Raw genomic sequence first — 26104 nt, 5'->3', positions numbered from 1 at the left:
TCTCATGGCCCATAACCGGCCCGCACCTGCCCCATCAGCCGGCCCGCACCCCGCACCTTCCCAGTGGTCCCGCAGCATCCCCCCGCACGCCGCGGCCGCACCGACGACGAGGAGACGCCGATGCCCCCAGGCATCACGACGCTTGCCGCAGACGCCCCCGAGCTGTCTGCCGCCAACACCGGGTTCATGCTCATCTGCTCGGCCCTGGTGATGCTCATGACCCCCGGCCTGGCCTTCTTCTACGGAGGCATGGTCCGCGTCAAGAGCACCCTCAACATGCTGATGATGAGCTTCATCAGCCTCGGGATCGTCACGATCCTGTGGGTGCTCTACGGATTCAGCCTCGCCTTCGGCACCGACGTCGGCTCGGTCATCGGCTGGAGCTCCGACTACGTCGGCCTCAGCAACATCGGCGTCACCGAACTCTGGGACGGCTACACCATCCCGGTCTACGTCTTCGCCGTCTTCCAGCTGATGTTCGCCGTCCTCACCCCGGCCCTGATCAGCGGCGCCCTCGCCGACCGGGTGAAGTTCACGGCCTGGGCGGTGTTCATCGTCCTGTGGGTCACCGTCGTCTACTTCCCCGTCGCCCACTGGGTCTGGGGCGCCGGCGGCTGGCTCTTCGAGATGGGCGTCATCGACTTCGCCGGCGGCACGGCCGTCCACATCAACGCCGGTGCCGCCGCCCTCGGCGTCATCCTCGTCATCGGCAAGCGCGTCGGCTTCAAGAAGGACCCGATGCGGCCGCACAGCCTGCCGCTCGTCATGCTCGGGGCGGCCCTCCTGTGGTTCGGCTGGTTCGGCTTCAACGCCGGATCCTGGCTCGGCAACGACGACGGCGTCGGCGCGGTCATGTTCCTGAACACCCAGGTCGCCACCGCCGCGGCCGTCCTCGGCTGGCTCGTCTACGAGAAGCTGCGCCACGGCTCCTGCACCACCCTGGGCGCCGCCTCCGGCGCGGTCGCCGGACTCGTCGCCATCACCCCGGCGGGCGGCTCCGTCAGCCCGCTCGGCGCCATCGCGGTCGGCGCCATCGCCGGTGTCCTGTGCGCCATGGCGGTCGGCCTGAAGTACAGGTTCGGCTACGACGACTCCCTGGACGTCGTCGGCGTCCACCTCGTCGGCGGCATCATCGGCTCCCTCCTGGTCGGCTTCTTCGCCACCGGCGGCGTCCAGTCCGACGCCAAGGGCCTCTTCTACGGCGGCGGCCTCGAACAGCTCGGCAAGCAGGCCATCGGCGTCGTCGCCGTCCTCGCGTACTCTCTGGTCGTCTCCGCCCTCATCGCCCTCCTGCTCGACAAGACGATCGGGATGCGGGTCTCCGAGGACGACGAGATCTCCGGCATCGACCAGGTCGAGCACGCCGAGACGGCGTACGACTTCAGCGGCGCCGGCGGCGGCACGGTCTCCCGCACCACCGCCCCCGCGACGGACCCGACGGCAGCACCGAAGGCAAAGAAGGTGGACGCATGAAGCTCATCACCGCGGTCGTGAAGCCCCACCGGCTGGACGAGATCAAGGAGGCCCTCCAGGCCTTCGGCGTCCAGGGGCTCACCGTCACGGAAGCCAGCGGTTACGGGCGGCAGCGCGGCCACACCGAGGTCTACCGGGGCGCCGAGTACACCGTCGACCTGGTCCCCAAGATCCGCATCGAGGTCCTCGTCGAGGACGAGGACTCCGAACAGCTCATCGAGGTCGTCGTCAAGGCCGCCCGTACCGGCAAGATCGGTGACGGGAAGGTCTGGAGCGTCCCGGTCGAGACCGCCGTCCGCGTACGGACCGGCGAGCGCGGCCCGGACGCCCTCTGACCTACGGCCCGCAAACGGAAGGCAGCTGGGTGACGAGTACCGAAGTGACCACCGGAACCGAAGACCCGGGACCCAGCGGCTACGCGGCGGCCCGGCTGCGCCTCCTCCAGCAGGAGACGCGGTCCGGGCCGCCGCGCCGTGCGGCCCTCGCCCGCCTCACCGACGACTGGCTCACCGGCCTGTTCACCGCCGCCGCGGCACGCGCCGGGGTACGGGGCGCGGCCCTCGTCGCCGTCGGCGGCTACGGCCGCGGCGAGCTCTCCCCGCGCAGCGACCTCGACCTGCTCCTCCTGCACGACGGGCACGCCGACGCCGCGGCGCTCGCCGCCCTCGCCGACTCCGTCTGGTACCCGGTCTGGGACCTGGGCCTGGCCCTCGACCACTCCGTACGCACCCCCGGCGAGGCCAGGAGGACCGCGGGCGAGGACCTCAAGGTCCAGCTCGGCCTGCTGGACGCCCGTCCCGTCGCCGGCGACCTCGGCCTCGTCGCCTCCCTGCGCACCGCGATCCTGGCGGACTGGCGCAACCAGGCCCCCAAGCGTCTCCCCGCCCTCCACGCGCTCTGCCAGGAGCGCGCCGAGCGGATGGGCGAGCTCCAGTTCCTCCTGGAACCCGACCTCAAGGAGGCCCGCGGCGGCCTCCGCGACGCCACCGCCCTGCGCGCCGTGGCCGCCTCCTGGGTCGCCGACGCCCCCCGCGAAGGCCTCACCGAGGCCCGCCGCACCCTCCTGGACGCCCGCGACGCCCTCCACCTCACCACCGGGCGCGCCACCGACCGCCTCGCCCTCCAGGAACAGGACCAGGTCGCCCAGGCACTCGGCCTCCTCGACGCCGACGCCCTGCTCCGCAAGGTCTACGAGGCCGCCCGCACCGTCTCGTACGCCACCGACGTCACCTGGCGCGAGGTCAACCGGGTCCTGCGCGCCCGCTCCGCCCGCCCGAGGCTCCGCGCCATGCTCAGCGGCGGGCTCGGCTCCAAGGCCGCCCCCGAGCGCACCCCGCTCGCCGATGGCGTGGTGGACGCGGACGGCGAAGTGGTCCTCGCCCGCGCCGCCCGCCCCGAACGCGACCCGGTCCTGACCCTGCGCGCCGCCGCTGCCGCCGCCGAGGCCGGGCTCCCGCTCTCCCGCTACCTCGTACGCCACCTGGCGGCCACCGCCCAGCCGCTGCCGGTCCCCTGGCCCCCCGAGGCCCGCGAGGAACTCGTCACCCTGCTCGGCGCCGGAGAGGCCACCGTCGGCATCTGGGAGGCGCTCGAAGCGGAAGGGATCATCACCCGGCTGCTGCCCGACTGGGAACGCGTCCACTGCCGCCCCCAGCGCAACGCCGTCCACACCTGGACCGTCGACCGGCACCTCGTGGAGACCGCCGTCCGCGCCTCCTTCCTCACCCGCCGCGTCCACCGCCCCGACCTCCTCCTGGTCGCGGCCCTCCTGCACGACATCGGCAAGGGCTGGCCCGGCGACCACTCCGTGGCCGGCGAGGTCATCGCCCGGGACATGGCCACCCGCATCGGCTTCGACACCCACGACGTGGGCGTCATCGCCACCCTCGTACGCCACCATCTGCTGCTCGTCGAGACCGCCACCCGACGCGACCTCGACGACCCCGCCACCGTGCGGTCGGTCGCCGAAGCCGTCTCCAGCACCTCCACGCTGGAACTGCTGCACGCCCTCACCGAGGCCGACGCGCTCGCCACCGGGCCCGCAGCCTGGAGCTCCTGGCGCGCCTCCCTCGTCACCGACCTCGTCGGACGCGTCGCCGCCGTCCTCACCGGAGAGCTTCCCGACGAGCCCGAGGAGGCCGCGCCCAGCGCCGAGCACGAACGCCTCGCCATCGAGGCCCTGCGCACCGGCGAACCCGTCCTCGCCCTGCACACCCGGCCCGAGGAACCCGCCGAGGACGGCGAAGTGGAACCCGTCGGCGTCGAACTCCTCATCGCCCTGCCCGACCGCCCCGGCGTCCTGCCCGCCGCCGCCGGGGTCCTCGCCCTGCACCGCCTCACCGTGCGCGCCGCCGACCTGCGCGCGGTGGAGCTCCCCAACGAGCTGGGGGAGCGGGCGGACCTGCTGCTGCTCAGCTGGCGGGTCGCCGCCGAGTACGGGTCCCTCCCGCAGGCCACCCGCCTCCGCGCCGACCTCGTACGCGTCCTCGACGGCTCCCTGGACATCCGCGCCCGCCTCGCCGAGCGCGAGGCCGCCTACCCGCGCCGGCGCGGCGTGAAGGCCCCGCCGCCCCGGGTGACCGTGGCCGCCGCCGGCTCCCGCCGCGCCACCGTCATCGAGGTCCGCGCCCAGGACGCCCCGGGCCTGCTCCACCGGATCGGCAACGCCCTGGAAGGCAGCGCGGTACGGGTGCGCAGCGCCCATGTCTCCACCCTCGGCGCCAACGCCGTCGACGCCTTCTACGTCACCGGGACCGACGGTGAACCACTGTCCCAGGACCGGGCCGCCGAGGTCGCCCGGGAGGTCGAGAAGGCCCTGGGCTGACCGCGTACGACCAGCCCTCGTCCGGCAGGTTCCGGGCGAGGGCTTGGCGTTGCCCGGGGGACGGATACCCTGGAGGGCGACTGACCTGCCCCGCCCCCGACCCTGAGGACCGACGAGCGCCGTGTTCGATACTCTCTCCGACCGCCTTAGCGCGACTTTCAAGAACCTCAGGGGCAAGGGCCGCTTGTCCGAGGCGGACATCGACGCCACGGCACGCGAGATCCGTATCGCCCTGCTGGAAGCCGACGTCGCCCTGCCCGTGGTCCGGGCCTTCATCGCCAACGTGAAGGAGCGGGCGCGCGGCGTCGAGGTCTCCCAGGCGCTGAACCCCGCCCAGCAGGTCGTCAAGATCGTCAACGAGGAGCTCGTCTCCATCCTCGGCGGCGAGACCCGGCGGCTGCGGTTCGCCAAGACCGCGCCCACCGTGATCATGCTCGCCGGTCTCCAGGGCGCCGGTAAGACGACGCTGGCCGGAAAGCTCGGCCTCTGGCTCAAGGGCCAGGGCCACTCCCCGCTGCTCGTCGCCTGCGACCTCCAGCGCCCCAACGCCGTCAACCAGCTGAGCGTCGTCGCCGAGCGCGCCGGCGTCGCGGTGTACGCCCCCGAGCCGGGCAACGGCGTCGGCGACCCGGTCCAGGTCGCCAAGGACTCCATCGAGTTCGCCAAGGCCAAGGTCCACGACATCGTCATCGTCGACACCGCCGGCCGCCTCGGCATCGACCAGGAACTGATGCGGCAGGCCGCGGACATCCGCGACGCCGTCAGCCCCGACGAGATCCTCTTCGTCGTCGACGCGATGATCGGCCAGGACGCGGTCAACACCGCCGAGGCCTTCCGCGACGGCGTCGGCTTCGACGGCGTGGTGCTCTCCAAGCTCGACGGCGACGCCCGCGGTGGCGCGGCCCTGTCGATCGCCCACGTCACGGGCAAGCAGGTCATGTTCGCGTCGAACGGCGAGAAGCTGGAGGACTTCGACGCGTTCCACCCGGACCGGATGGCCTCCCGCATCCTCGACATGGGTGACCTGCTCACCCTGATCGAGCAGGCGGAGAAGACGTTCAGCCAGGAAGAGGCCGCCGCAATGGCCTCGAAGCTCCAGTCGAGCAAGGGTGGCAAGGACTTCACCCTCGACGACTTCCTGGCCCAGATGGAGCAGGTCCGCAAGATGGGCTCCATCTCCAAGCTGCTCGGCATGCTGCCCGGCATGGGGCAGATCAAGGACCAGATCAACAACATCGACGAGCGCGACATCGACCGCACCGCCGCGATCATCAAGTCGATGACCCCCAAGGAGCGCGCCGAGCCGACGCTCATCAACGGCTCGCGCCGCGCCCGTATCGCCAAGGGTTCGGGCGTCGAGGTCTCCGCGGTCAAGAGCCTGGTGGAGCGCTTCTTCGAGGCCCGCAAGATGATGTCGAAGATGGCCCAGGGCGGCGGCATGCCCGGGATGCCGGGCATGCCCGGCATGGGCGGCGGCCCCGGCCGTCAGAAGAAGCAGGTCAAGCAGGCCAAGGGCAAGCGCAAGAGCGGCAACCCCATGAAGCGCAAGGCCGAGGAGGCCGCCGCCGCGGAGCGCCGCGAGCAGGCGGCCCAGGGCGGCGCGTTCGGTCTGCCCGCCCAGGAGGACAAGAACTTCGAGCTGCCGGACGAGTTCAAGAAGTTCATGTAACGCGAGCAGATCACCACGCGTAAGGGGCGCCCTCTCTCAAGGGCGCCCCTTACGCGCGTCGTGCCTCCCCGCGGGCTCAGGTCAGGCAGACCAGATAGCGGAAGACGTTCGGCATCCACACCGTGCCGTCCTGCCGCCGGTGCGGATGCAGAGCCTCCGCGACCTCCTTCTCCACCTGGGAGCGGTCCGTGGCCCGTACGGCGGCGTCGAAGAGACCGGTGGACAGCAAGCCGCGCACCGCGCTGTTCACGTCCGCGTAGCCGAACGGGCAGGACACCCGCCCCGAACCGTCCGGCTTCAGCCCGGCCCGCGCCGCCACGTCCTCCAGATCGTCCCGGAGCGTCGGCCGCCACCTGCCCGGGTCGGTACGCGGCGGCCGCGCGGACTCCGCCAGCCGCGCGGCCACCCGCAGCACCGCGGCCGTGGCGCAGCGCTCCGGCGGCCCCCATCCGGTCAGCACCACCGAGGCGCCCCTGACCGCCAGCGGCACGGCCGACCGCAGCGCCGGGACCAGCCCCTCGGAGTCCCCGGCCGCACAGCCGATCGGCTCGAAGACCGTGATCAGGTCGTACGGGGCGCCGTCCGCGCCGGCGGGCGCGGGCAGCCCGTCCTCCAGCAGCCGGGCCCGACGGCGGGCCGGATGCGCTGAGTGCGCGGGCGCGTCGTCCCAGCCCGCCTCGGGCAGCAGCCGTGCCCGGGCCAGGGCCAGGCGCTCCCGGTCGGAGTCCACACCCGTGACGTGGGCCCCCCGGGCGGCCGCGACGAGCATCGCGAGGCCCGAGCCACAGCCGAGGGACAGCATCCGGGTGGCGGCCCCGACTTCCATCCGGTCGTACACCGCCTCGTACAGCGGCGCGAGCATGCGTTCCTGGATCTCGGCCCAGTCGCGTGCGCGGGTACCGGCGTCCGCCGGTGCGGATCCATCCGCGGCCGGCTGGTGCCGGACGAGCGTTGGTGTCATGGAAAGTGCCCCAATCCGCCAAGAGGTCGGTCGTGCCCGAGTGGACGTCCCCCGTGTGCGTGTGTTCCGCACCCCCGTAGCCAGAGAACTGCGCATCCGCCGTTCCGTCCAGGGGGTGTGGAGCAGTGCTCGCGTGCCCCGTTCGTGCGCCCCGTCCCACGTCTGCTCTCCGACCAGTCTTACCCGACACCCCGCGCCGGGCACGTCGAGGGGAGGGGCGGGTAGGCTCTCGGGCGGATTCGTCAGGAGCGCGGGCCGCTAGGCCCTCACCTCCGGAGCCCCGGGGCGTACCGCACGCTGTGCACCACCTTGGTGTGAGCTGTGCGTCTTCTCCACAGTTCTGCGCACCCGCCCTCGTCCGGACGCATCAAGGGCAACTGACTGGTACGTGCAAATTATTTGGGATGCCCCGGAATAGGAACACCGGGGCCCTCGGGCTCGTTGTCACGACGTGAGCACGACACCACCTGTACTTGCCGCAGAGCTGGCACAGGCGTGGGCCGACATTCAGCGGTACCACCCCGAGCTGCCCGATCTTGCCGCGCCCGAGTCCCTGATCGGAGAGTCCTCGTCCGCCTGTGGCGCCGAGCTCTCCTTCGAGCGACTGCTCCATGAGGCAGTCCATGGCATCGCCGCCGCGAGAGGAGTCCGAGACACCTCCCGCGCCGGCCGTTACCACAACCGACGCTTCCTCGCGATCGCCGAGGAGCTGGGCCTCGATCATGCCGAGGAACCCCACCCCAGCAGCGGATTCTCGCTGGTCACGCTGGTTCCGGAAGCCAAGCGCCGGTACCGCCCGACCATCGAACGGCTGCAGCGCGCCCTCAAGGCGCACACCGTCGCCACCGCCGCCGACACCAAGCGCTCCTTCCGCGGACCTGCCGCCCGGCACGGTTCCTCCGGGGGCGGTGTGCGGGTCAAGGCCGTCTGCGACTGCGGACGCAACGTCCGCGTCGTGCCGTCGGTCCTGGCGCAGGCGCCGATCGTCTGCGGCGGCTGCGGCAAGCCGTTCCGGATTCCGGAAGCGGCGGTCGCGGTGGGGTGAGCCGATGTGGTGTGGCACAATGGCTAGCTGTACTCGACAGTCGCACAGGACCCCTCTCTCCTCCGGCTGACGCGTCCATCGGGCACTCCGAGTACCGCAACCCCACGTGGCATCTAGTTGTGCCCAACCACGTCATAGACCAGGAGACACCACTTCCGTGGCAGTCAAGATCAAGCTGAAGCGTCTGGGCAAGATCCGTTCGCCTCACTACCGCATCGTCGTCGCCGACTCCCGTACCCGCCGTGATGGCCGGGCCATCGAGGAGATCGGCCTGTACCACCCGGTGCAGAACCCCTCGCGCATCGAGGTCAACGCAGAGCGCGCGCAGTACTGGCTGTCCGTCGGCGCCCAGCCGACCGAGCCGGTCCTCGCGATCCTGAAGCTCACCGGTGACTGGCAGGCCCACAAGGGCCTCCCGGCCCCCGCGCCGCTGCTGCAGCCGGAGCCCAAGGCTGACAAGCGCGCGCTGTTCGAGGCGCTGACCTCGGACGGCGACGAGGCCAAGGGTGAGGCCATCACCCCCAAGGCCAAGAAGTCCGACAAGAAGGCGGACGAGGCGGCTGAGGCCCCCGCGTCCACCGAGTCGACCGAGGCCTGAGCATGCTCGAGGAGGCTCTCGAGCACCTCGTGAAGGGCATCGTCGACAACCCCGACGACGTACAGGTTGCCGAGCGCACCCTGCGTCGCGGGCGCGTGCTGGAGGTCCGGGTCCACCCCGACGACCTCGGCAAGGTGATCGGCCGTAACGGCCGCACCGCTCGCGCTCTGCGCACGGTCGTGGGTGCCATCGGCGGCCGTGGGATCCGCGTCGACCTCGTCGATGTGGACCAGGTTCGCTGATAAGCGAGTTGAACACCGGCCAGGGCCGGGGAGGGCCTTCGGGCCGTCCCCGGCCTTTGTCGTCGGCCACCCGGACGTTTTCGACAGGTCGACGTCCCCACCCCACCAATCGGAGAACAGCGTGCAGTTGGTAGTCGCGCGGATCGGCCGCGCCCACGGCATCAAGGGCGAGGTCACCGTCGAGGTACGAACGGACGAGCCGGAGCTGCGGCTCGGACCCGGCGCCGTCCTGGCCACCGAACCGGCGGCGACCGGTCCGCTGACGATCGAGACGGGCCGGGTCCACAGCGGCAAACTCCTGCTGCGCTTCGAGGGTGTGCGCGACCGCACCGGCGCCGAGGCGCTGCGCAACACCCTGCTGATCGCCGAGGTGGACCCGGAGGAGGTCCCCGAGGACGAGGACGAGTTCTACGACCACCAGCTGATCGACCTCGACGTGGTGCTCGCCGACGGCACCGGGATCGGCCGGATCACCGAAATCTCCCACCTGCCCTCGCAGGACCTGTTCATCGTGGAGCGCCCCGACGGCAGCGAGGTGATGATCCCCTTCGTGGAGGAGATCGTCACCGAGATCGACCTGGAGGAGCAGCGCGCGGTCATCACCCCGCCGCCCGGCCTGATCGACGAGAGCGAGGCCGTGGTCGCCTCCTCGCGCGATGAAGAGGAAGAGGCCGCCGGGGAAGCGGACGAGGCGCCGAAGGACGACGCCTGATGCGGCTCGACGTCGTCACGATCTTCCCGGAGTACCTGGAACCGCTGAACGTCTCCCTCGTCGGCAAGGCCCGCGCCCGCGGCGTGCTGGACGTCCACGTCCACGACCTGCGGGAGTGGACGTACGACCGGCACAACACGGTCGACGACACCCCCTACGGCGGCGGCCCCGGCATGGTCATGAAGACCGAGCCCTGGGGCGAGGCGCTCGACGAGGCCCTGGCCGACGGCTACGAGGCCGGGGCGCACTCCCCGGTGCTCGTCGTGCCCACGCCCAGCGGCCGGCCGTTCACCCAGGAACTGGCCGTCGGACTCTCCGCCGAGCCCTGGCTCGTCTTCACCCCGGCCCGGTACGAGGGCATCGACCGCCGGGTGATCGACGAGTACGCCACCCGGCTGCGGGTCGTCGAGGTCTCCATCGGGGACTATGTGCTGGCCGGCGGGGAAGCGGCCGTCCTGGTGATCACGGAGGCGGTGGCCCGGCTGCTGCCGGGCGTCCTCGGCAACGCCGAGTCCCACCGGGACGACTCCTTCGCCCCGGGCGCGATGGCCGATCTCCTGGAGGGCCCGGTCTTCACCAAGCCGCCCGAGTGGCGCGGCCGTTCCATCCCGGACGTCCTGCTCAGCGGCCACCACGGCAGGATCGCCCGCTGGCGACGGGACCAGGCCTTCGCCCGCACGGCACTCAACCGGCCCGATCTGATCGAGCGGTGCGAGGCGAGCGCCTTCGACAAGAAGGACCGCGAGATCCTCTCCATCCTCGGCTTCGCACCGGAGCCCGGCGGCCGATTTTGGCGCAGGCCCACCGCCGTGGAAGAATAGGCCGCTGCTGTACGTCCGGTGTGCGCCCCTGCCACAGGGGGAAAGACGTCCGCCCGACGCGATCAGCACTCCGAACTCTTCAACGATATTCCGTCGATGACCTGTGGCATCGGCGAAGAAAGCAGAAACCATGGCTTCCCTGCTCGATGGCGTCAACGCCGCCACCCTCCGTTCGGACCTCCCGGCGTTCCGCCCCGGTGACACCGTCAACGTCCACGTGCGCGTGATCGAGGGCAACCGCTCCCGTATCCAGCAGTTCAAGGGCATCGTCATCCGCCGCCAGGGCTCGGGCGTCAGCGAGACCTTCACGGTCCGCAAGGTCTCCTTCAGCGTCGGCGTCGAGCGCACCTTCCCGGTGCACAGCCCGATCTTCGAGAAGATCGAGCTCGTCACCCGCGGTGACGTCCGTCGCGCCAAGCTGTACTTCCTCCGTGAGCTGCGCGGCAAGGCCGCGAAGATCAAGGAGAAGCGCGACCGCTGAGCCGCCGCCGGGTCATCCCCCGGGGGTGACCCGTCCACAGCATGGCCGGATAAGCTTCGGCCGCGATGGACACGCAAGCACAGCACTCGGAGCGCGACCGCTCCTCGGAACCCGACGCGGGGTCCGGGGAGAGGTCGCGCTTTTCGCGTATACAGGACCGTGCCGTCTCCGTCCTGTCCTGGCGGCGTGTGCTCACCGGGGTGGTCCTCGCCACCGTCGCCCTGCTGCTGTTCAGCTCCTACGTGGTCCAGCCTTTCCTGATCCCCAGCCGCTCGATGGAGCCCACGCTGAAGGTCGGCGACCGGGTTCTCGTCAACAAGCTGGCGTACCGTTTCGGCGCCGAGCCGGAGCGCGGCGACGTGGTGGTCTTCGACGGCACCGGCTCGTTCGTACGGGAGGACCTCGAAGCGAACCCCCTGACCGGGCTGGCGCGCGGGGCGGCCTCCTCCCTGGGGCTCACGGAGCCCGCCGACACCGACTTCGTGAAGCGCGTGGTGGGTGTGGGCGGTGACCGCGTCGTCTGCTGCGACGCGCGGGGAAGGCTCGCGGTCAACGACGTGGCGGTGGACGAGCCGTATGTGTACCCCGGTGACACCGCCTCCCGGGTCCCCTTCGACATCGTGGTCCCCGCCGGCACCCTGTGGATGATGGGCGATCACCGCAGCCGCTCCAGCGACTCCCGGGACCATCTCGGATCGCCCGGCGGCGGGATGGTCCCCGTCGAGCGGGTGACCGGCCGGGTGGACTGGCTGGGCTGGCCGCCCGCCCGGACGGGTTCGCTGGAGGGGACCGGCGCCTTCGGCGGCGTACGGGCGCCTGGCGCGGCGCATGGGTAACCGCGGACGTCCGCGCGGCGCATCCGATCCCGACGCGGCCCTGCCGACCGGGACCAGGCCCACCGGGCCGCGCTCCCTGCCCACCCGGGCGGAACGCCGCCGGCTGGCCAAGAAGGTCCGGCGCAGGCGTCGCGGGTCCGCGGTGCGGGAGATACCCGTCCTCGTCGTCGTGGCACTGCTGATCGCGCTCGTCCTGAAGACGTTCCTGGTGCAGGCGTTCGTCATCCCGTCCGGGTCGATGGAACAGACCATCCGGATCGGCGACCGGGTGCTCGTGGACAAGCTGACCCCGTGGTTCGGGTCGAAGCCGCAGCGCGGCGACGTCGTGGTGTTCAAGGACCCCGGCGGCTGGCTCCGGCAGGAGAACCCGGGGGAGAAGGAGGACCCGCCGATCGTCGTCAAGCAGGTCACCGAGCTGCTGACCTTCATCGGGCTGCTGCCGTCCGACGACGAGCAGGACCTGATCAAGCGGGTCGTCGCGGTCGGCGGCGACACCGTGAAGTGCTGCGGCGAGGACGGCCGGGTCACCGTCAACGGCGTACCGCTGGCCGAGACGTACCTCCACCCCGACGACCGGCCCTCGACCATCTCGTTCGAGGTGAAGGTCCCCCGGGGCCGGCTGTTCATGATGGGGGACCACCGGTCCGACTCGGCCGACTCCCGCTTCCACCTCGACGAACCCGACCGGGGCACGGTCTCCGAGGAAGAGGTCGTGGGGCGGGCCGTCGTGATCGCCTGGCCGTTCGGCCACTGGAGCACCCTGGAACAACGCGACGCCTTCAGCGCGGTCCCGGACGCGCAGGCATCGGAGGCGGCGGCTCCGGCCCCGTCGAATAGTGTGGCACCTCCGGATCCCTATGGAATGGTCCGGCTCCCGACCCCTGCGGAACTCCCGCTCGTTATGGGAGTGGTGGGCCTGCACCGGATCGGGCGCGGGCAGTGGCACGTATTGAGGAGTGGATGTGGGGGATTTGGCGGTCGGCGCACGATCCGGACACGACGAACCCGAGGACCGGCCGGAGCGCGACGAGTCTCCCGCGGGCGGGGCGGCGGTCCCGCCGGAAGGTGAGGGCGACACCCCGGGCGGCGACGGCGACGGCGGCAGGCCCGCCAGGAGGCAACGTTCCTTCTGGCTGGAGTTGCCGCTGCTCGTCGGCATCGCGCTGGTTCTGGCACTGCTGATCAAGACGTTCCTGGTCCAGGCGTTCTCGATCCCCTCGGACTCCATGCAGAACACTCTGCAGCGGGGTGACCGGGTGCTGGTCGACAAGCTGACCCCGTGGTTCGGCTCGGAGCCGGAGCGCGGCGAGGTCGTGGTCTTCCACGACCCGGGCGGCTGGCTGGAGGACACCGTGACCCCGGAGCCCAACGCGGTGCAGAAGTTCCTGAGCTTCATCGGTCTGATGCCCTCCTCCGAGGAGAAGGACCTGATCAAGCGGGTCGTCGCGGTCGGCGGCGACACCGTGGAGTGCAAGGAGAACGGGCCGGTCACGGTCAACGGGAAGAGCCTGGACGAGAAGTCGTTCATCTTCCCGGGGAACACCGCGTGCAACGACAAGCCCTTCGGCCCGATCAAGGTGCCGGACGGCCGGATCTTCGTCATGGGCGACCACCGGCAGAACTCCCTGGACTCGCGCTACCACCAGGAGCTTCCGGGGCAGGGCACGGTCTCCACGGACGAGGTCGTCGGCCGTGCCGTCGTCGTCGCCTGGCCGCTGGGCCGCTGGTCGACCCTCCCGGTCCCGGACACCTTCGACCAGCCCGGTCTGAACGCGGCCGCCGCGATGGCGCCGGCGGCACTGGGTGCAGCCGGAGCGGTGCCCCTCGTGCTGTGGCGCCGCCGGAGGCTGACCGCCGGGCGTACCGCCGGGTAGGGTGCCCACTCGGATCAGCGATTGTCGATCTCCGACGGGGGAGCGCTGGGATGAGCGGTACAGGACGCAGGGAAGACGGCCGCGGCCGGCTCGGCGCCATGGTGTCTGGCTTGGCCGTGGCCGTCGGCTGTGTGCTCTTCCTCGGCGGTTTCGTCTGGGCGGCGGTGGTCTACCAGCCGTACACGGTCCCGACCGACTCGATGTCCCCCACGGTGAGGCCCGGTGACCGGGTGCTCGCCGAGCGGATAGACGGCGCCGACGTCCGGCGCGGTGACGTGGTGGTCTTCACCGACGAGGTCTGGGGCGCCACACCGATGATGAAGCGTGTCGTCGGGACCGGCGGCGACAAGGTGGCCTGCTGCGACCGGGACGGGCGGCTCACCGTCAACGGAACCCCCGTCGACGAGCCCTACCTCGACCGGGGCCCGGCGGCCCCGGGCAAGAAGGCGCCGGCCTCGCCCCAGCCCTTCTCCGCCACCGTGCCCCAGGGCCAGATATTTCTGCTCGGCGACGAACGGGCCACCTCCCTGGACTCCCGCGTCCACCTCCAGGACGGCGGCGAGGGCTCCGTGCCGCTGAGCGCGGTGCGGGCCCGGGTGGACGCGGTGGCCTGGCCGATGGACGGCATGATCGACCGGCCCTCCTCGTTCGCCGCGCTGCCCGGCGGGGTGTCAGCCGCCGGCCCGCTGCCGTTCCAGCTGGGCGCGATCGTGGTGGGAGCCGTACTGATCCTCGTCGGCGCGGTGTACGGGCCCGTGGCGGCGCGCCTCGCCCGCCGGTCCACACCCGCCGGAGCGGCCCGATGACCTCCGCGGCCCGCAGGGTCGCCCGGGTGGTCCTCCTGGACCCCGACGACCGCGTCCTGCTGCTGCACGGCCATGAGCCGGACGACCCGCACGACGCCTGGTGGTTCACCCCGGGCGGGGGCCTGGAGGGCGACGAGACCCGGGAGGCGGCGGCCCGCCGCGAGCTGGAGGAGGAGACCGGGATCAGGGACATCGAGCTGGGCCCGCTGCTCTGGACCCGGATCTGTTCCTTCCCGTTCGACGGGCGGCGCTGGGACCAGGACGAGTGGTACTACCTGGCCCGTACGACGCAGACCGCGACGGCCCCGCAGGGCCTCACCGACCTGGAACTGCGCAGCGTCGCCGGTCTGAGGTGGTGGACTTCCGCCGAACTGCTCGCGACGCGTGAGACGGTGTACCCGACCAGACTCGCCGAGCTGCTCCGCACGCTCCTCGACGAGGGTCCCCCGTGCGATCCGCTGGTTCTGGCCCCCGAAATCGTCTAATCGTCCAGGGGTGCCGGAGGCTGACGCACAATGGGGGCACGCACGGCTGAAGGGGAAACATGCCATGAGCGCCGAGGACCTCGAGAAGTACGAGACCGAGATGGAGCTGAAGCTCTACCGGGAGTACCGCGATGTCGTCGGTCTGTTCAAATATGTGATCGAGACCGAACGGCGCTTCTACCTCACCAACGACTACGAGATGCAGGTGCACTCCGTCCAGGGTGAGGTTTTCTTCGAGGTGTCCATGGCGGACGCCTGGGTCTGGGACATGTACCGGCCCGCGAGGTTCGTCAAGCAGGTCCGCGTGCTGACCTTCAAGGACGTCAACATCGAAGAGCTCAACAAGAGCGATCTGGAACTTCCGGGAGGCTGATCCCGCGCCGCCCGCTGCCGGGCCCCCGATACGCGCTTCGCGGATACGACCCGGTCACCCTTGCGGGTGGCCGGGTTTTCCACATCCGCGGAGTTGTCCACCAAGATCCACATCTTGCGGCGGTCCGGGTCACAGTCGGTGCCGGAGGTGGTGCCGATATGAACGCACGGGGGGCACTCGGGCGGTACGGCGAGGACCTGGCGGCGCGGCTGCTGGCCGAAGCCGGCATGGCGGTGGTCGAGCGCAACTGGCGCTGTCGCGCCGGAGAGATCGACATCGTGGCCAGGGACGGCGACGCCCTGGTCTTCTGCGAGGTGAAGACGCGCAGGTCACACGCGTTCGAACACCCCATGGCGGCGGTCGGCCCGGTCAAGGCGGACCGGCTGCGACGGCTCGCCGAGATCTGGCTCGACCGGCACGGCGGGCCACCGTCCGGCGGCGTCCGCATCGATCTGATCGGGGTGCTCGTGCCCCGGCGCGGAGCCCCGGTCGCGGAGCACGCCAGGGGGGTGTTCTGATGGGCTTCGCGCGAGCGTGTTCCGTGGCGCTGGTCGGCGTCGAGGGCGTGGTGGTGGAGGTCCAGGCGGACCTGGAGCCGGGCGTGGCGGCCTTCACCCTGGTCGGACTGCCGGACAAGAGCCTGGTCGAGAGCCGGGACCGGGTGCGGGCCGCCGTGGTCAATTCCGGTGCCGAGTGGCCGCAGAAGAAGCTCACGGTCGGCCTCTCCCCGGCCTCCGTGCCGAAGAGCGGTTCGGGCTTCGACCTCGCCGTCGCATGTGCGGTCCTCGGGGCTGCGGAGCGGATCGACCCCGCCACGATCGCCGACGTGGTGATGATCGGCGAGCTGGGTCTGGACGGCCGGGTCCGTCCGGTACGGGGCGTGCTGCCCGCCGTCCTCGCGGCGGCCGAAGCGGGGTACGAGCAGGTCGTGGTCCCCGAGCAGACGGCCGGGGAGGCGGCCCTGGTGCCGGGGGTCTCGGTCCTCGGCGTCCGGAGCCTGCGCCAGCTCATCGCCGTCCTGTGCGACGAACCGGTGCCCGAGGAACCGGTCGACGGCCAGGGACGCCCCGACGCCATGCTGGCCGGGCTCATGATCCCGGGCACAGGCCTCGGTACGGGGCTCGTGCCGGCCGCCGGGCGGGGGGACGGGCACCGGCCCGACCTGGCGGACGTCGCCGGGCAGCCGCGCCCGCGCCAGGCCCTGGAGGTGGCCGCGGCCGGCGGACACCATCTGCTGTTCTCGGGCCCGCCGGGCGCCGGAAAGACCATGCTGGCCGAGCGGCTGTCGTCGGTCCTGCCGCCGTTGACCCGGCAGGAGTCCCTCGAAGTGACGGCGGTCCACTCCGTGGCGGGCATCCTCCCCCCGGGTGAACCGCTCGTCTCCCGGGCCCCCTACTGCGCCCCGCACCACTCGGCGACCATGCAGTCCCTGGTCGGCGGGGGCAACGGGATGCCGAGACCCGGGGCGGTGTCCCTGGCCCACCGCGGGGTGCTCTTTCTGGACGAGGCCCCGGAGTTCTCGGGCAAGGCCCTCGACGCGCTGCGGCAGCCGCTGGAGTCGGGGCACGTGGTGGTCGCGCGGTCCGCGGGGGTGGTGCGGCTGCCGGCCCGCTTCCTGATGGTGCTGGCCGCCAATCCGTGCCCCTGCGGCCGGCACTCGCTCACCGGCGCGGGCTGCGAGTGCCCGCCCTCGGTCGTCCGCCGCTATCAGGCGCGGCTGTCCGGGCCTCTCCTCGACCGGGTGGACCTGCGGGTCGAGGTGGAGCCGGTCGACCGCGCGGACCTCCTGGGGCAGGGCGGCCGGGGCGAGTCGACGGCCGTCGTCGCCGCACGGGTGCGGGACGCCAGGGCGCGGGCGGCCGAGCGGCTGGCCGGCACCCCGTGGACCACGAACAGCGAGGTGCCGGGCCACGAGCTGCGGACCCGGCTGCTCGCGGCCCCGGGAGCGCTGGCGGCCGCGGAGCGGGATCTGGAGCGCGGGATCCTCACGGCCCGGGGACTGGACCGGGTGCTGAGAGTGGCCTGGACCGTGGCGGATTTGCGGGGAGCCGCCCGCCCGGACGCCTCCGACGTGGCGTCCGCCCTGGAGCTGCGTACGGGCATCCAGCGCGGGGTGCCGATGAGGGCGGGGGAGCGGTGACCGGGCTGGCGGGGGAGGGGCTGACGGGGCCGGGGTGCCCGCCGGGGCCTGGCCGGGAGCCGGTCCGCGAAGGTGGCCCGGGCGAGAGCCGGGGGCGCGGGTCGTACCGGGAGCGCGGGCCGGCGCCGGCCCGGGAGGGCGGCGCGGAGCTGGTCCGGGAGCCCGGGCCCGGGGCGGGCCGGGAGGGCGGCGCGCAGTCCGGCGGCCGGGGGCACGAGCGGGAGCCCGTCCGGGACGGCGGTGGGGACCTCGGCCGGGGCGGGGAGGCGGAGCGGCTGGCCAGGGCCGCGCTGACCCGGGTGCTGGAGCCGGGGGACGAGCGCGCGGGGCGCTGGCTCCGGCGGACCGGCCCCGTCGAGCTGATGCGGAGGTTCACCGCCGAGGACGGCTCCGCCGAGAAGCTGCCCGGGATGACCGCCGCACGGCTCGGGGGCTACCGGCTGCGGGCCGCCGGAGCGGAGCCGGGACGGGACCTGGCCGCGGTCGCCGCGGTGGGCGGGCGCTTCGTCTGCCCGGGGGACCGTGAGTGGCCGAGCCAACTGGACGACCTGGGCGACGCGCGGCCCGTCGGGCTCTGGGTGCGAGGGCGGCCCGATCTGCGGCTGTGGTCGCTGCGCTCGGTCGCGGTGGTCGGCGCGAGGGCCTGCACCCCGTACGGGGCGCACATGGCGGCGGCCCTCGGCTCCGGGCTCGCCGAGCGGGGCTGGGTGGTGGTGTCGGGCGCGGCGTTCGGGGTGGACGGGGCCGCCCACCGCGGCGCGCTGGCCGCGGGCGGAGCGACGACGGCGGTGCTGGCCTGCGGGGTCGACGTCTCCTACCCGCGCGGCCACGCCGAGTTGCTGGGGCGGCTGGCACAACAGGGCCTCATCGTCGCCGAGTTGCCCCCGTCCTCCCACCCCACCCGCAGCCGCTTCATCCTGCGCAACCGTGTGATCGCCGCGCTGACCAGGGGGACGGTCGTGGTGGAGGCCGAATACCGCAGCGGTTCGCTGGTCACCGCCCGCCAGGCCCAACGGCTCGGCCGCGTCGCGATGGGGGTTCCCGGCCCCGCCACCAGCGGACTGTCGGCAGGGGTCCACGAGCTGTTGCGCGGCGAGGGCGTGCTCGTCACCGACGCGGACGAAGTCGTCGAGATGGTCGGGGAGATCGGCGACCTCTCCCCGGTCCGCCGTGGCCCGGTGTTGCCCAGGGACCACCTGGACGCGGTCACCGCGCGGGTCCTCGACGCACTCCCCTACCACGGTCTCGCCCACCCCCGTGACCTCGCCCGCACCGCGGGGACGTCCGCCGACGAAACGCTCGGCCGCCTGTACGAACTGCACTCACTGGGGTTCGTCGAACGCGAAGGCGACGGCTGGCGGTTGACGCTTCCGTCGGCACGCAACGACGACGCGCGGCGAGGCGGTACTTGACCTGGAGCATTCGGGTGAAAAGGTAAGGCCGATGACCTCGCACGATCGATCGGTGACGTGTTCAGGGCCCGCGCCCACGGCGGCGGCCCCGGCCTCCGGCGGGCGCGGACGGCGTGAACGGCGGAACGCGATCAGGCGGCAGGGATCTCCCTTCCTGCGCGGACTGCGACGTTGCGGTCACGCTACGCTCACAAGGATTCCGCCCCAGACAAAAGTCCCCCAGCACTTCACGGCAGAACGGCTCAAGGCACCACATGCCCCAGCACACCTCCGGGTCTGACCGCGCGGCAGTACCACCGGTTGCGCGTGGCACTGTGCGCCCTCCCGCCCCCTCCTCCCTCGACGAGTTGTGGCGCTCCTACAAGGCCACGGGCGACGAGCGACTGCGGGAGCAGCTGATCCTGCACTACTCGCCGCTCGTGAAGTACGTCGCGGGCCGGGTGAGCGTGGGGCTGCCGTCCAACGTCGAGCAGGCCGACTTCGTCTCCTCCGGGGTCTTCGGACTGATCGACGCCATCGAGAAGTTCGACATCGAACGGGCCATCAAGTTCGAGACATACGCGATCACCAGGATCCGCGGCGCGATGATCGACGAACTCCGGGCCCTGGACTGGATCCCCCGGTCCGTCCGGCAGAAGGCGCGGAACGTGGAGCGCGCGTACGCCACGCTGGAGGCGCAGTTCCGGCGTACGCCGTCGGAGGCCGAAGTCGCCTCGGAGATGGGCATCGCACTGGAAGAACTGCACGCTGTTTTCAGCCAGTTGTCGTTGGCGAACGTGGTCGCGCTGGAGGAGCTGCTGCATGTCGGCGGCGAGGGCGGCGACCGGCTGAGCCTGATGGACACCCTGGAGGACACCGCCGCCGACAATCCGGTGGAGGTCGCCGAGGACCGCGAGCTGAGAAGGCTGCTGGCGCGGGCCATCAACACCCTCCCCGACCGCGAGAAGACCGTGGTGACCCTCTACTACTACGAGGGCCTCACCCTCGCGGAGATCGGCAACGTCCTCGGGGTGACCGAGAGCCGGGTCAGCCAGATCCACACCAAGTCCGTGCTCCAGCTCCGGGCCAAGCTGGCCGACGCGGGCCGCTGACGGCCCCTTCCCGGCACTCTCCGGCCATCCGATCGGCGGCCGTGCCCTTCCCCCGTACGCCTGCCGCCGTAGAGTGGAGGCGTGCCCAGGATTCGAGCGGCCTCCGTGGCCGAGCACCGGACCATGCAGCGCGGCGCCCTCCTGGACGCCGCGCGCTCCTTGCTGTCCGAGGGCGGTACGGAGGCGCTGACCTTCCCCGCGCTCGCCGAGCGCACGGGCCTCGCGCGCTCCTCCGTGTACGAGTACTTCCGCTCCCGTGCCGCCGTCGTCGAGGAGCTGTGCGCCGTCGACTTCCCCGTCTGGGCGGCCGAGGTCGAGAACGCCATGCAGGGCGCCGAGACGCCCGAGGCGAAGATCGAGGCGTATGTGCGCCGGCAGCTCGATCTCGTCGGGGACCGTCGCCACCGCGCGGTCGTCGCGATCTCGGCGAGTGAGCTGGACGCGGGCGCCCGGGAGAAGATCCGGGCCGCGCACGGCGGACTGATCGCCATGATCGTCGAAGCGCTGGGCGACCTCGGCCACACACAGCCGAGACTGGCCGCCATGCTCATGCAGGGTTCGGTCGACGCGGCCGTGCGCCGTATCGAACTGGGTGTCGCGGAGGAGCCGGGCGTCATCGCGGACACCGTCGTCGCGATGGTCCTGCGCGGCGTCAGCGGCTGACCCCGGCGGCGTCCGGCTCCGGCACCCCGAACACCGGCAGCAGCCGCGAGGGGCCCCTCCGCAGCAGTGAGGGCGGCAGCAGCGAGAGCGGGTCCAGATAGGCGCCCCCGCGCCGCAGCCCCCAGTGCAGACAGCCCCCGTCGCAGTGGAACGGCCCTTCCTCCAGCACCCCGACCGGCTGCCCGGCCCGGGCGCTCGCGCCCTCCTCGACCAGCGCCCGCACCGGCTCGTACGTGGTGCGCAGCGGCGGCGAACCGCTGCCGGCCACCTCGACGGCGACCACCCCGCGCCCCGCCACCCGCCCCGCGAACGACACCCGGCCGTCGGCGACCGCCAGCACCCGGGCGCCCGGCCCCGCCGCGAGGTCCACGCCGCGGTGGCCGGGCCCGTACGGACCGGCGGGCGGCTCCCACCCCCGTAGCACCGCGGGCCTCCCCGCCAGCGGCCAGCTCCGGGCGCCGCCGTCCGTGCCACCCTCCGTGCCGCCGTCCGCGCGGACGGCGGCCTCAGCGCCCGCTCCCGGCGAGGACGCGAGGGCTCCGGTCGGCACGACCGACCCACCCGGGGCCGATGGACCGGCCGGGAACAGCACGTGGAGCGGGAGCACAAGGAGCACCAGGAGCAGCGGGAACGGGGTGCGGCGGGTGGGGGAGCGGCGTGGGCCGGACTGAAGGCGCATGACCGCCACGATGGCCCGGAGGCCTGGATTCCGGGGACCAAGGACCGTTTCTGTGGACTACTCGCCGGTTGTGGACATCGCGGCCACCCGGCCGTGGACGTCACCGGCGCCCGGTTGTGGACATCGCCGTCACCAGGCACCCGACCGGTCCCGTACACTTCTTACGGCGATCCGGGTCACCGGGTCGACTTCGCACGCCCCGCCACCTCCCTCTTCTCGGAGGTGGCCGCGCTCCTCGGTCCCTCGTGGCACGGCGCGTCGGGGCGTCAGGCGCGAGCGCAAACCTGCGGTCGCGATAACCGAGCACCTCAAGGAGTACGGCCATGGCCGTCGTCACGATGCGGGAGCTGCTGGAAAGCGGCGTCCACTTCGGTCACCAGACCCGTCGCTGGAACCCGAAGATGAAGCGCTTCATCTTCACCGAGCGCAACGGCATCTACATCATCGACCTGCTCCAGTCGCTGTCGTACATCGACCGCGCCTACGAGTTCGTCAAGGAGACCGTCGCCCACGGCGGCTCCATCATGTTCGTGGGTACGAAGAAGCAGGCCCAGGAGGCCATCGCCGAGCAGGCGACGCGCGTCGGCATGCCGTACGTCAACCAGCGTTGGCTCGGTGGCATGCTCACCAACTTCTCCACCGTCTACAAGCGCCTTCAGCGTCTGAAGGAGCTCGAGCTCATCGACTTCGAGGACGTGGCCGCCTCCGGCCTCACCAAGAAGGAGCTCCTGGTCCTCTCGCGCGAGAAGGCCAAGCTGGAGAAGACCCTCGGTGGTATCCGCGAGATGCAGAAGGTGCCCAGCGCCGTCTGGATCGTCGACACCAAGAAGGAGCACATCGCCGTCGGTGAGGCGCGCAAGCTCCACATCCCGGTCGTCGCGATCCTCGACACCAACTGCGACCCCGACGAGGTCGACTACAAGATCCCGGGCAACGACGACGCGATCCGCTCCGTCACCCTGCTCACCCGCGTGATCGCCGACGCCGTCGCCGAGGGCCTCATCGCCCGCTCCGGTGCCGCCACCGGTGACTCGAAGCCGGGCGAGAAGGCCGCCGGCGAGCCCCTCGCCGAGTGGGAGCGCGACCTGCTCGAGGGCGACAAGAAGGACGAGACCGCGGCTGTCGCCGATGTCCAGTCCTCCGTCGAGACCGAGAAGGACGCCGAAGCCGACGCCGAGACGCCGGCCGAGGCCGTCGCCGAGGCCGAGGCCGAGGCCGCTGTCGAGGCTCCGGCCGCCGCCGAGGCCCCGGCCGCCGACGCGGACGCCGAGCAGGCCTGACACCCGTCACGGCTGCTGACGGCGGGGGCCGACGCCACAAGCGTCGCCCCCGCCGTTCACCCGTAGATCTTTCAGACTTCGAGAGAGACATACAGACTCATGGCGAACTACACCGCCGCTGACGTCAAGAAGCTCCGCGAGCTCACCGGCGCCGGCATGATGGACTGCAAGAAGGCGCTCGACGAGGCCGACGGCAACGTCGACAAGGCCGTCGAGGCGCTCCGTATCAAGGGCCAGAAGGGCGTCGCCAAGCGCGAGGGCCGCTCTGCCGAGAACGGTGCCGTCGTCTCCCTCGTCTCCGAGGACCAGACGTCCGGCGTTCTCCTCGAGCTGAAGTGCGAGACGGACTTCGTCGCCAAGGGCGAGAAGTTCCAGGCCGTCGCCAACACCCTCGCGGCTCACGTCGCCGCGACCTCCCCGGCCGACATCGAGGCGCTCCTCGCGTCCGAGATCGAGGCCGGCAAGACCGTCCAGGCGTACGTCGACGAAGCCAACGCCAACCTCGGCGAGAAGATCGTCCTGGACCGCTTCGCGCAGTTCACGGGCGCGTTCGTCGGTGTGTACATGCACCGCACCATGCCCGACCTGCCCCCGCAGATCGGTGTCCTGGTCGAGCTGGACAAGGCCGACGCCGAGCTGGCCAAGGGCATCGCGCAGCACATCGCCGCCTTCGCCCCGAAGTACCTGTCCCGCGAGGACGTCCCGGCCGAGGTCGTCGAGGCCGAGCGTCGCGTCGCCGAGGAGACCACGCGCGCTGAGGGCAAGCCCGAGGCCGCGCTCCCGAAGATCGTCGAGGGCCGGGTCAACGGCTTCTTCAAGGAGGCCACCCTCCTGGGCCAGCCGTACGCGCTGGACGCCAAGAAGTCGGTCCAGAAGGTCCTGGACGAGGCCGGTGTCACCCTGAAGCGCTTCTCGCGCATCAAGGTCGGCATCTGAGTCCGTCCGGGCGAACAGCACCGGACCCGATAGGGTCTGGTGCAGTCGACGGCCGCACCCACGCCGGACGACCGCAGATCTGACGAGGAGGCCATTGCCGCTGTAGGGACACCAGACCCACCGGCAATGGCCTTCTTCGTATGTGCACGAGGAGAATTTCCATGGACAAGGGCGCGGACGCCATTCAGGCCGACGACCAGCGCGACGACGACAAGGGTTCCGGACGCTTCATGCTGAAGCTCTCCGGTGAGGCATTCGCCGGCGGCGGCGGCCTCGGCGTCGACCCCGACGTCGTGCACACCATCGCCCGCGAGATCGCCGCCGTCGTACGCGACGGCGCCCAGATCGCGGTGGTCATCGGAGGAGGCAACTTCTTCCGCGGCGCCGAGCTCCAGCAGCGCGGCATGGACCGGGCCCGGTCCGACTACATGGGCATGCTCGGCACCGTCATGAACTGCCTGGCGCTCCAGGACTTCCTGGAGAAGGAGGGCATCGACTCGCGCGTCCAGACCGCCATCACCATGGGCCAGGTCGCCGAGCCGTACATCCCGCTCCGCGCCGTACGGCACCTGGAGAAGGGGCGCGTGGTGATCTTCGGCGCCGGTATGGGCATGCCGTACTTCTCCACCGACACCACCGCCGCCCAGCGTGCCCTGGAGATCGACGCCGAGGCGCTGCTCATGGGGAAGAACGGCGTGGACGGGGTCTACGACTCCGACCCGAAGGCCAACCCCGACGCGGTGAAGTTCGACGCACTGGAGTACGGCGAGGTGATCACCCGCAATCTGAAGATCGCCGACGCCACCGCCATCACGCTCTGCCGTGACAACCAGCTCCCGATCCTCGTCTTCGAGCTGACCGTCGAGGGCAATATCGCTCGCGCGGTCAAGGGTGAGAAGATCGGCACGCTCGTGAGCGACGAGAGCACCCGGGCCTGACGGCCCCCCAGGATGGACAACGGCCTGCCGGTCGGACACCGTGCAGGTGAGGACGCGACGCAGGACCCGCAGGGCCAGGCGATGACGACGCCCGGCCCACCCAAGACACGCAGGAGCACGTGGTGATCGAAGAAATCCTCCTCGAGGCCGAGGAGAAGATGGAGAAGGCCGTGGTCGTCGCGAAAGAGGACTTCGCCGCGATCCGTACCGGCCGTGCGCACCCGGCGATGTTCAACAAGATCGTCGCCGACTACTACGGCGCGCTGACCCCGATCAACCAGCTGGCCTCGTTCTCGGTTCCCGAGGCGCGGATGGCCGTCGTGACGCCGTTCGACAAGACCGCGCTGCGCAACATCGAGCAGGCGATCCGCGACTCCGACCTCGGCGTCAACCCGAGCAACGACGGCAATATCATCCGGGTGACGTTCCCCGAGCTCACCCAGGACCGCCGCAAGGAGTACATCAAGGTCGCCAAGACCAAGGCCGAGGACTCCAAGATCTCGATCCGCTCCATCCGCCGCAAGGCCAAGGAGACCCTCGACAAGCTTGTCAAGGACAAGGAGTCCGGCGAGGACGAGGTGCGCCGCGCCGAGAAGGAGCTCGACGACACCACCGCGAAGTACGTCGCGCAGGTGGACGAGCTGCTCAAGCACAAGGAAGCCGAGCTGCTCGAAGTCTGATGAACGACTCTTCCCGGGGTGCCCCGCAAGGAGCCGGTTACTGGGGCACGCCCGAGATGAGTGCTGCCCCGGCGGGTCCTGCCCACGATGTGCATGGCGCCCAGCAGACTCGGCCCATGCCCAACGTGCCGGACGTTCCCGACGCAGGTAGAGACGCACAGAGCCGCGACGACCGGGACAGGGAAGCCGCTCACGTCAGCGGCCCCCTGTTCCGTGACGAGAAGCCGCAGGAGCCCATGTCCACCCCGATGCCGCCTCCGCCGCAGAAGAAGCGCGCGGGGCGTGATCTGCGCGCCGCCATAGGGGTGGGCGTGGGTCTCGGCGCCGTCATCGGCGTCTCGCTGTTCATCGTGAAGGCCGCTTTCATCGGCGTGATAGTGGCCGCGGTCGTCGTCGGCCTTTGGGAGCTGACCTCCCGCCTCCAGGAACGCAAGGGCATCAAGGCGCCCCTGGTGCCGTTGGCTGTCGGCGGAGCCGCGATGGTCGTCGCGGGTTACGCGCGGGGGCCCGAGGGTGCCTGGATCGCCGTGGCCCTGACCGCCCTGGCGGTGCTGGTCTGGCGGATGACGGAGCCGCCGGACGGGTATCTCAAGGACGTCACGGCCGGGGTCTTCGCGGCGTTCTACGTACCCTTCCTGGCCACCTTCGTCGCCCTGATGCTGACGGCGGACGACGGGTCGTGGCGGGTCCTGACCTTCCTGATCCTCACCGTGGTCAGCGACACGGGGGCGTACGCGGTCGGCTGGCGCTTCGGGACGCACAAGCTCGCCCCGCGCATCAGCCCCGGCAAGACCCGCGAGGGCCTGCTCGGGGCGGTCGCCTTCGCGATGGTCGCCGGCGCCCTGTGCATGGAGTTTCTGATCGACGACGGCGCCTGGTGGCAGGGACTGCTGCTCGGCCTCGCGGTCGCGGCCAGCGCGACCCTCGGCGACCTGGGCGAGTCCATGATCAAGCGCGACCTCGGGATCAAGGACATGGGCACCCTGCTCCCCGGCCACGGCGGCATCATGGACCGGCTGGACTCGCTCCTGCCGACCGCGCCGGTCGTCTGGCTGCTGCTGGTGCTGTTCGTCGGCTCCGGCTGA

The 26104-nt window shown here is 71.5% G+C and carries 28 protein-coding genes; 26 read left to right on the top strand and 2 right to left on the bottom strand.

The genetic code is table 11. The features are described 5' to 3' along the window. Positions 1-120: 120 nt before the first annotated feature. From N7925_RS08410 to ffh, 4 genes are all read left to right on the top strand, one after another. Positions 121-1473 carry an ammonium transporter gene (locus tag N7925_RS08410; protein WP_265599063.1) on the top strand — a complete coding sequence of 451 codons (1353 nt, stop codon included), beginning with the start codon at positions 121-123 and terminating at the stop codon, positions 1471-1473. Further along, a complete protein-coding gene (locus tag N7925_RS08405; RefSeq protein WP_007452846.1) occupies positions 1470-1808 on the top strand; it encodes a P-II family nitrogen regulator in 339 nt (112 codons plus the stop codon). The genes N7925_RS08410 and N7925_RS08405 overlap by 4 nt, the downstream gene beginning before the upstream one ends. 29 nt (positions 1809-1837) lie before the next feature. Beyond that, positions 1838-4297 (top strand): [protein-PII] uridylyltransferase, encoded by a 2460-nt coding sequence (locus tag N7925_RS08400; protein WP_274343510.1) that lies wholly within the window; start codon positions 1838-1840, stop codon positions 4295-4297. A 121-nt stretch (positions 4298-4418) separates the two neighbouring features. Next, the gene (gene ffh / locus N7925_RS08395; protein ID WP_265599061.1) at positions 4419-5966 is read left to right on the top strand and encodes a signal recognition particle protein; all 1548 of its coding nucleotides are present in this window, start codon (positions 4419-4421) and stop codon (positions 5964-5966) included. Between the two features lie 76 nt (positions 5967-6042). On the opposite strand, the gene N7925_RS08390 is transcribed toward ffh, so the two are convergent. Then, a complete protein-coding gene (locus N7925_RS08390; protein WP_274343509.1) occupies positions 6043-6927 on the bottom strand; it encodes a methyltransferase domain-containing protein in 885 nt (294 codons plus the stop codon). A 451-nt stretch (positions 6928-7378) separates the two neighbouring features. On the opposite strand from N7925_RS08390, the gene N7925_RS08385 reads away from it, so the two are divergent. From N7925_RS08385 to N7925_RS08305, 17 genes are all read left to right on the top strand, one after another. Further along, positions 7379-7972, top strand: a complete 594-nt coding sequence (locus N7925_RS08385; protein WP_265599059.1) for a hypothetical protein — start codon at positions 7379-7381, stop codon at positions 7970-7972. Between the two features lie 157 nt (positions 7973-8129). After that, entirely contained in the window at positions 8130-8570 is a 441-nt protein-coding gene (gene rpsP / locus N7925_RS08380; protein ID WP_018960735.1) for a 30S ribosomal protein S16, read from the top strand. A 2-nt stretch (positions 8571-8572) separates the two neighbouring features. Then, positions 8573-8812 carry an RNA-binding protein gene (locus N7925_RS08375; RefSeq protein ID WP_003965959.1) on the top strand — a complete coding sequence of 80 codons (240 nt, stop codon included), beginning with the start codon at positions 8573-8575 and terminating at the stop codon, positions 8810-8812. A 121-nt stretch (positions 8813-8933) separates the two neighbouring features. After that, on the top strand, positions 8934-9524 hold the full coding sequence (gene rimM, locus N7925_RS08370; protein WP_274343508.1) for a ribosome maturation factor RimM: 591 nt from the start codon (positions 8934-8936) through the stop codon (positions 9522-9524). Further along, positions 9524-10345, top strand: a complete 822-nt coding sequence (trmD, locus tag N7925_RS08365) for a tRNA (guanosine(37)-N1)-methyltransferase TrmD (protein WP_265599057.1) — start codon at positions 9524-9526, stop codon at positions 10343-10345. Before rimM ends, trmD begins: the two co-directional genes overlap by 1 nt. A 130-nt stretch (positions 10346-10475) precedes the next feature. Continuing rightward, positions 10476-10826, top strand: coding sequence for a 50S ribosomal protein L19 (gene rplS, locus N7925_RS08360; protein ID WP_265599056.1), 351 nt, complete (start codon positions 10476-10478; stop codon positions 10824-10826). Positions 10827-10891: 65 nt separating this feature from the next. Next, entirely contained in the window at positions 10892-11662 is a 771-nt protein-coding gene (gene lepB, locus N7925_RS08355) for a signal peptidase I (RefSeq protein WP_265599055.1), read from the top strand. After that, a complete protein-coding gene (lepB, locus tag N7925_RS08350; RefSeq protein WP_274343507.1) occupies positions 11655-12731 on the top strand; it encodes a signal peptidase I in 1077 nt (358 codons plus the stop codon). Before lepB (N7925_RS08355) ends, lepB (N7925_RS08350) begins: the two co-directional genes overlap by 8 nt. Then, a complete protein-coding gene (gene lepB / locus N7925_RS08345; protein WP_274346422.1) occupies positions 12634-13536 on the top strand; it encodes a signal peptidase I in 903 nt (300 codons plus the stop codon). The genes lepB (N7925_RS08350) and lepB (N7925_RS08345) overlap by 98 nt, the downstream gene beginning before the upstream one ends. Before the next feature lie 50 nt (positions 13537-13586). After that, positions 13587-14342: a signal peptidase I gene (gene lepB, locus N7925_RS08340; RefSeq protein ID WP_274343506.1), complete on the top strand. Its 756-nt coding sequence runs from the start codon at positions 13587-13589 to the stop codon at positions 14340-14342. Next, positions 14339-14827 (top strand): NUDIX hydrolase, encoded by a 489-nt coding sequence (locus N7925_RS08335; RefSeq protein ID WP_274343505.1) that lies wholly within the window; start codon positions 14339-14341, stop codon positions 14825-14827. Before lepB (N7925_RS08340) ends, N7925_RS08335 begins: the two co-directional genes overlap by 4 nt. A gap of 64 nt (positions 14828-14891) precedes the next feature. Further along, complete coding sequence (locus N7925_RS08330) at positions 14892-15200, top strand: DUF2469 domain-containing protein (protein WP_003965949.1); 309 nt, start codon at positions 14892-14894, stop codon at positions 15198-15200. Positions 15201-15358: 158 nt separating this feature from the next. Next, positions 15359-15718, top strand: coding sequence for a YraN family protein (locus N7925_RS08325; protein ID WP_265599051.1), 360 nt, complete (start codon positions 15359-15361; stop codon positions 15716-15718). Further along, positions 15718-17340 (top strand): YifB family Mg chelatase-like AAA ATPase, encoded by a 1623-nt coding sequence (locus tag N7925_RS08320; RefSeq protein WP_274343504.1) that lies wholly within the window; start codon positions 15718-15720, stop codon positions 17338-17340. Before N7925_RS08325 ends, N7925_RS08320 begins: the two co-directional genes overlap by 1 nt. A gap of 299 nt (positions 17341-17639) precedes the next feature. Further along, positions 17640-18752 carry a DNA-processing protein DprA gene (gene dprA / locus N7925_RS08315; protein ID WP_416222976.1) on the top strand — a complete coding sequence of 371 codons (1113 nt, stop codon included), beginning with the start codon at positions 17640-17642 and terminating at the stop codon, positions 18750-18752. A 254-nt stretch (positions 18753-19006) separates the two neighbouring features. Beyond that, positions 19007-19843, top strand: a complete 837-nt coding sequence (gene whiG / locus N7925_RS08310) for an RNA polymerase sigma factor WhiG (protein WP_265599049.1) — start codon at positions 19007-19009, stop codon at positions 19841-19843. Positions 19844-19948: 105 nt separating this feature from the next. Continuing rightward, positions 19949-20506 carry a TetR/AcrR family transcriptional regulator gene (locus N7925_RS08305; RefSeq protein ID WP_018960723.1) on the top strand — a complete coding sequence of 186 codons (558 nt, stop codon included), beginning with the start codon at positions 19949-19951 and terminating at the stop codon, positions 20504-20506. Here the strand turns inward: N7925_RS08305 and N7925_RS08300 are convergent. After that, positions 20496-21185 (bottom strand): murein hydrolase activator EnvC family protein, encoded by a 690-nt coding sequence (locus N7925_RS08300; RefSeq protein WP_265599048.1) that lies wholly within the window; start codon positions 21183-21185, stop codon positions 20496-20498. The genes N7925_RS08305 and N7925_RS08300 overlap by 11 nt on opposite strands. A gap of 323 nt (positions 21186-21508) precedes the next feature. On the opposite strand from N7925_RS08300, the gene rpsB reads away from it, so the two are divergent. From rpsB to N7925_RS08275, 5 genes are all read left to right on the top strand, one after another. Next, on the top strand, positions 21509-22465 hold the full coding sequence (gene rpsB / locus N7925_RS08295; RefSeq protein WP_274343503.1) for a 30S ribosomal protein S2: 957 nt from the start codon (positions 21509-21511) through the stop codon (positions 22463-22465). Positions 22466-22564: 99 nt separating this feature from the next. Next, on the top strand, positions 22565-23401 hold the full coding sequence (tsf, locus tag N7925_RS08290) for a translation elongation factor Ts (protein WP_265599046.1): 837 nt from the start codon (positions 22565-22567) through the stop codon (positions 23399-23401). 161 nt (positions 23402-23562) lie between these two features. After that, the gene (gene pyrH, locus N7925_RS08285; protein WP_265599045.1) at positions 23563-24339 is read left to right on the top strand and encodes a UMP kinase; all 777 of its coding nucleotides are present in this window, start codon (positions 23563-23565) and stop codon (positions 24337-24339) included. 122 nt (positions 24340-24461) lie between these two features. Further along, positions 24462-25019, top strand: coding sequence for a ribosome recycling factor (gene frr / locus N7925_RS08280; protein WP_018960718.1), 558 nt, complete (start codon positions 24462-24464; stop codon positions 25017-25019). Then, the gene (locus N7925_RS08275; protein WP_265599044.1) at positions 25019-26104 is read left to right on the top strand and encodes a phosphatidate cytidylyltransferase; all 1086 of its coding nucleotides are present in this window, start codon (positions 25019-25021) and stop codon (positions 26102-26104) included. The genes frr and N7925_RS08275 overlap by 1 nt, the downstream gene beginning before the upstream one ends.

The organism is Streptomyces sp. CA-278952 (assembly GCF_028747205.1).
Lineage (GTDB): Bacteria > Actinomycetota > Actinomycetes > Streptomycetales > Streptomycetaceae > Streptomyces.
Note: the sequence above shows the minus strand (reverse complement) of the source record. Positions and strands in the feature narration are given on the sequence as shown.

What these genes read in the sequence shown, in the direction of transcription:
- N7925_RS08410 (WP_265599063.1), top strand. Translation starts at nt 121, where the DNA reads ATGCCCCCAGGCATCACGACGCTTGCCGCAGACGCCCCCGAGCTGTCT.
- N7925_RS08405 (WP_007452846.1), top strand. Translation starts at nt 1,470, where the DNA reads ATGAAGCTCATCACCGCGGTCGTGAAGCCCCACCGGCTGGACGAGATC.
- N7925_RS08390 (WP_274343509.1), bottom strand. Translation starts at nt 6,927, where the DNA reads ATGACACCAACGCTCGTCCGGCACCAGCCGGCCGCGGATGGATCCGCA.
- N7925_RS08375 (WP_003965959.1), top strand. Translation starts at nt 8,573, where the DNA reads ATGCTCGAGGAGGCTCTCGAGCACCTCGTGAAGGGCATCGTCGACAAC.
- trmD (WP_265599057.1), top strand. Translation starts at nt 9,524, where the DNA reads ATGCGGCTCGACGTCGTCACGATCTTCCCGGAGTACCTGGAACCGCTG.
- rplS (WP_265599056.1), top strand. Translation starts at nt 10,476, where the DNA reads ATGGCTTCCCTGCTCGATGGCGTCAACGCCGCCACCCTCCGTTCGGAC.
- lepB (WP_265599055.1), top strand. Translation starts at nt 10,892, where the DNA reads ATGGACACGCAAGCACAGCACTCGGAGCGCGACCGCTCCTCGGAACCC.
- lepB (WP_274343507.1), top strand. Translation starts at nt 11,655, where the DNA reads ATGGGTAACCGCGGACGTCCGCGCGGCGCATCCGATCCCGACGCGGCC.
- lepB (WP_274343506.1), top strand. Translation starts at nt 13,587, where the DNA reads ATGAGCGGTACAGGACGCAGGGAAGACGGCCGCGGCCGGCTCGGCGCC.
- N7925_RS08335 (WP_274343505.1), top strand. Translation starts at nt 14,339, where the DNA reads ATGACCTCCGCGGCCCGCAGGGTCGCCCGGGTGGTCCTCCTGGACCCC.
- N7925_RS08330 (WP_003965949.1), top strand. Translation starts at nt 14,892, where the DNA reads ATGAGCGCCGAGGACCTCGAGAAGTACGAGACCGAGATGGAGCTGAAG.
- N7925_RS08325 (WP_265599051.1), top strand. Translation starts at nt 15,359, where the DNA reads ATGAACGCACGGGGGGCACTCGGGCGGTACGGCGAGGACCTGGCGGCG.
- N7925_RS08320 (WP_274343504.1), top strand. Translation starts at nt 15,718, where the DNA reads ATGGGCTTCGCGCGAGCGTGTTCCGTGGCGCTGGTCGGCGTCGAGGGC.
- whiG (WP_265599049.1), top strand. Translation starts at nt 19,007, where the DNA reads ATGCCCCAGCACACCTCCGGGTCTGACCGCGCGGCAGTACCACCGGTT.
- N7925_RS08300 (WP_265599048.1), bottom strand. Translation starts at nt 21,185, where the DNA reads ATGCGCCTTCAGTCCGGCCCACGCCGCTCCCCCACCCGCCGCACCCCG.
- rpsB (WP_274343503.1), top strand. Translation starts at nt 21,509, where the DNA reads ATGGCCGTCGTCACGATGCGGGAGCTGCTGGAAAGCGGCGTCCACTTC.
- tsf (WP_265599046.1), top strand. Translation starts at nt 22,565, where the DNA reads ATGGCGAACTACACCGCCGCTGACGTCAAGAAGCTCCGCGAGCTCACC.
- pyrH (WP_265599045.1), top strand. Translation starts at nt 23,563, where the DNA reads ATGGACAAGGGCGCGGACGCCATTCAGGCCGACGACCAGCGCGACGAC.
- N7925_RS08275 (WP_265599044.1), top strand. Translation starts at nt 25,019, where the DNA reads ATGAACGACTCTTCCCGGGGTGCCCCGCAAGGAGCCGGTTACTGGGGC.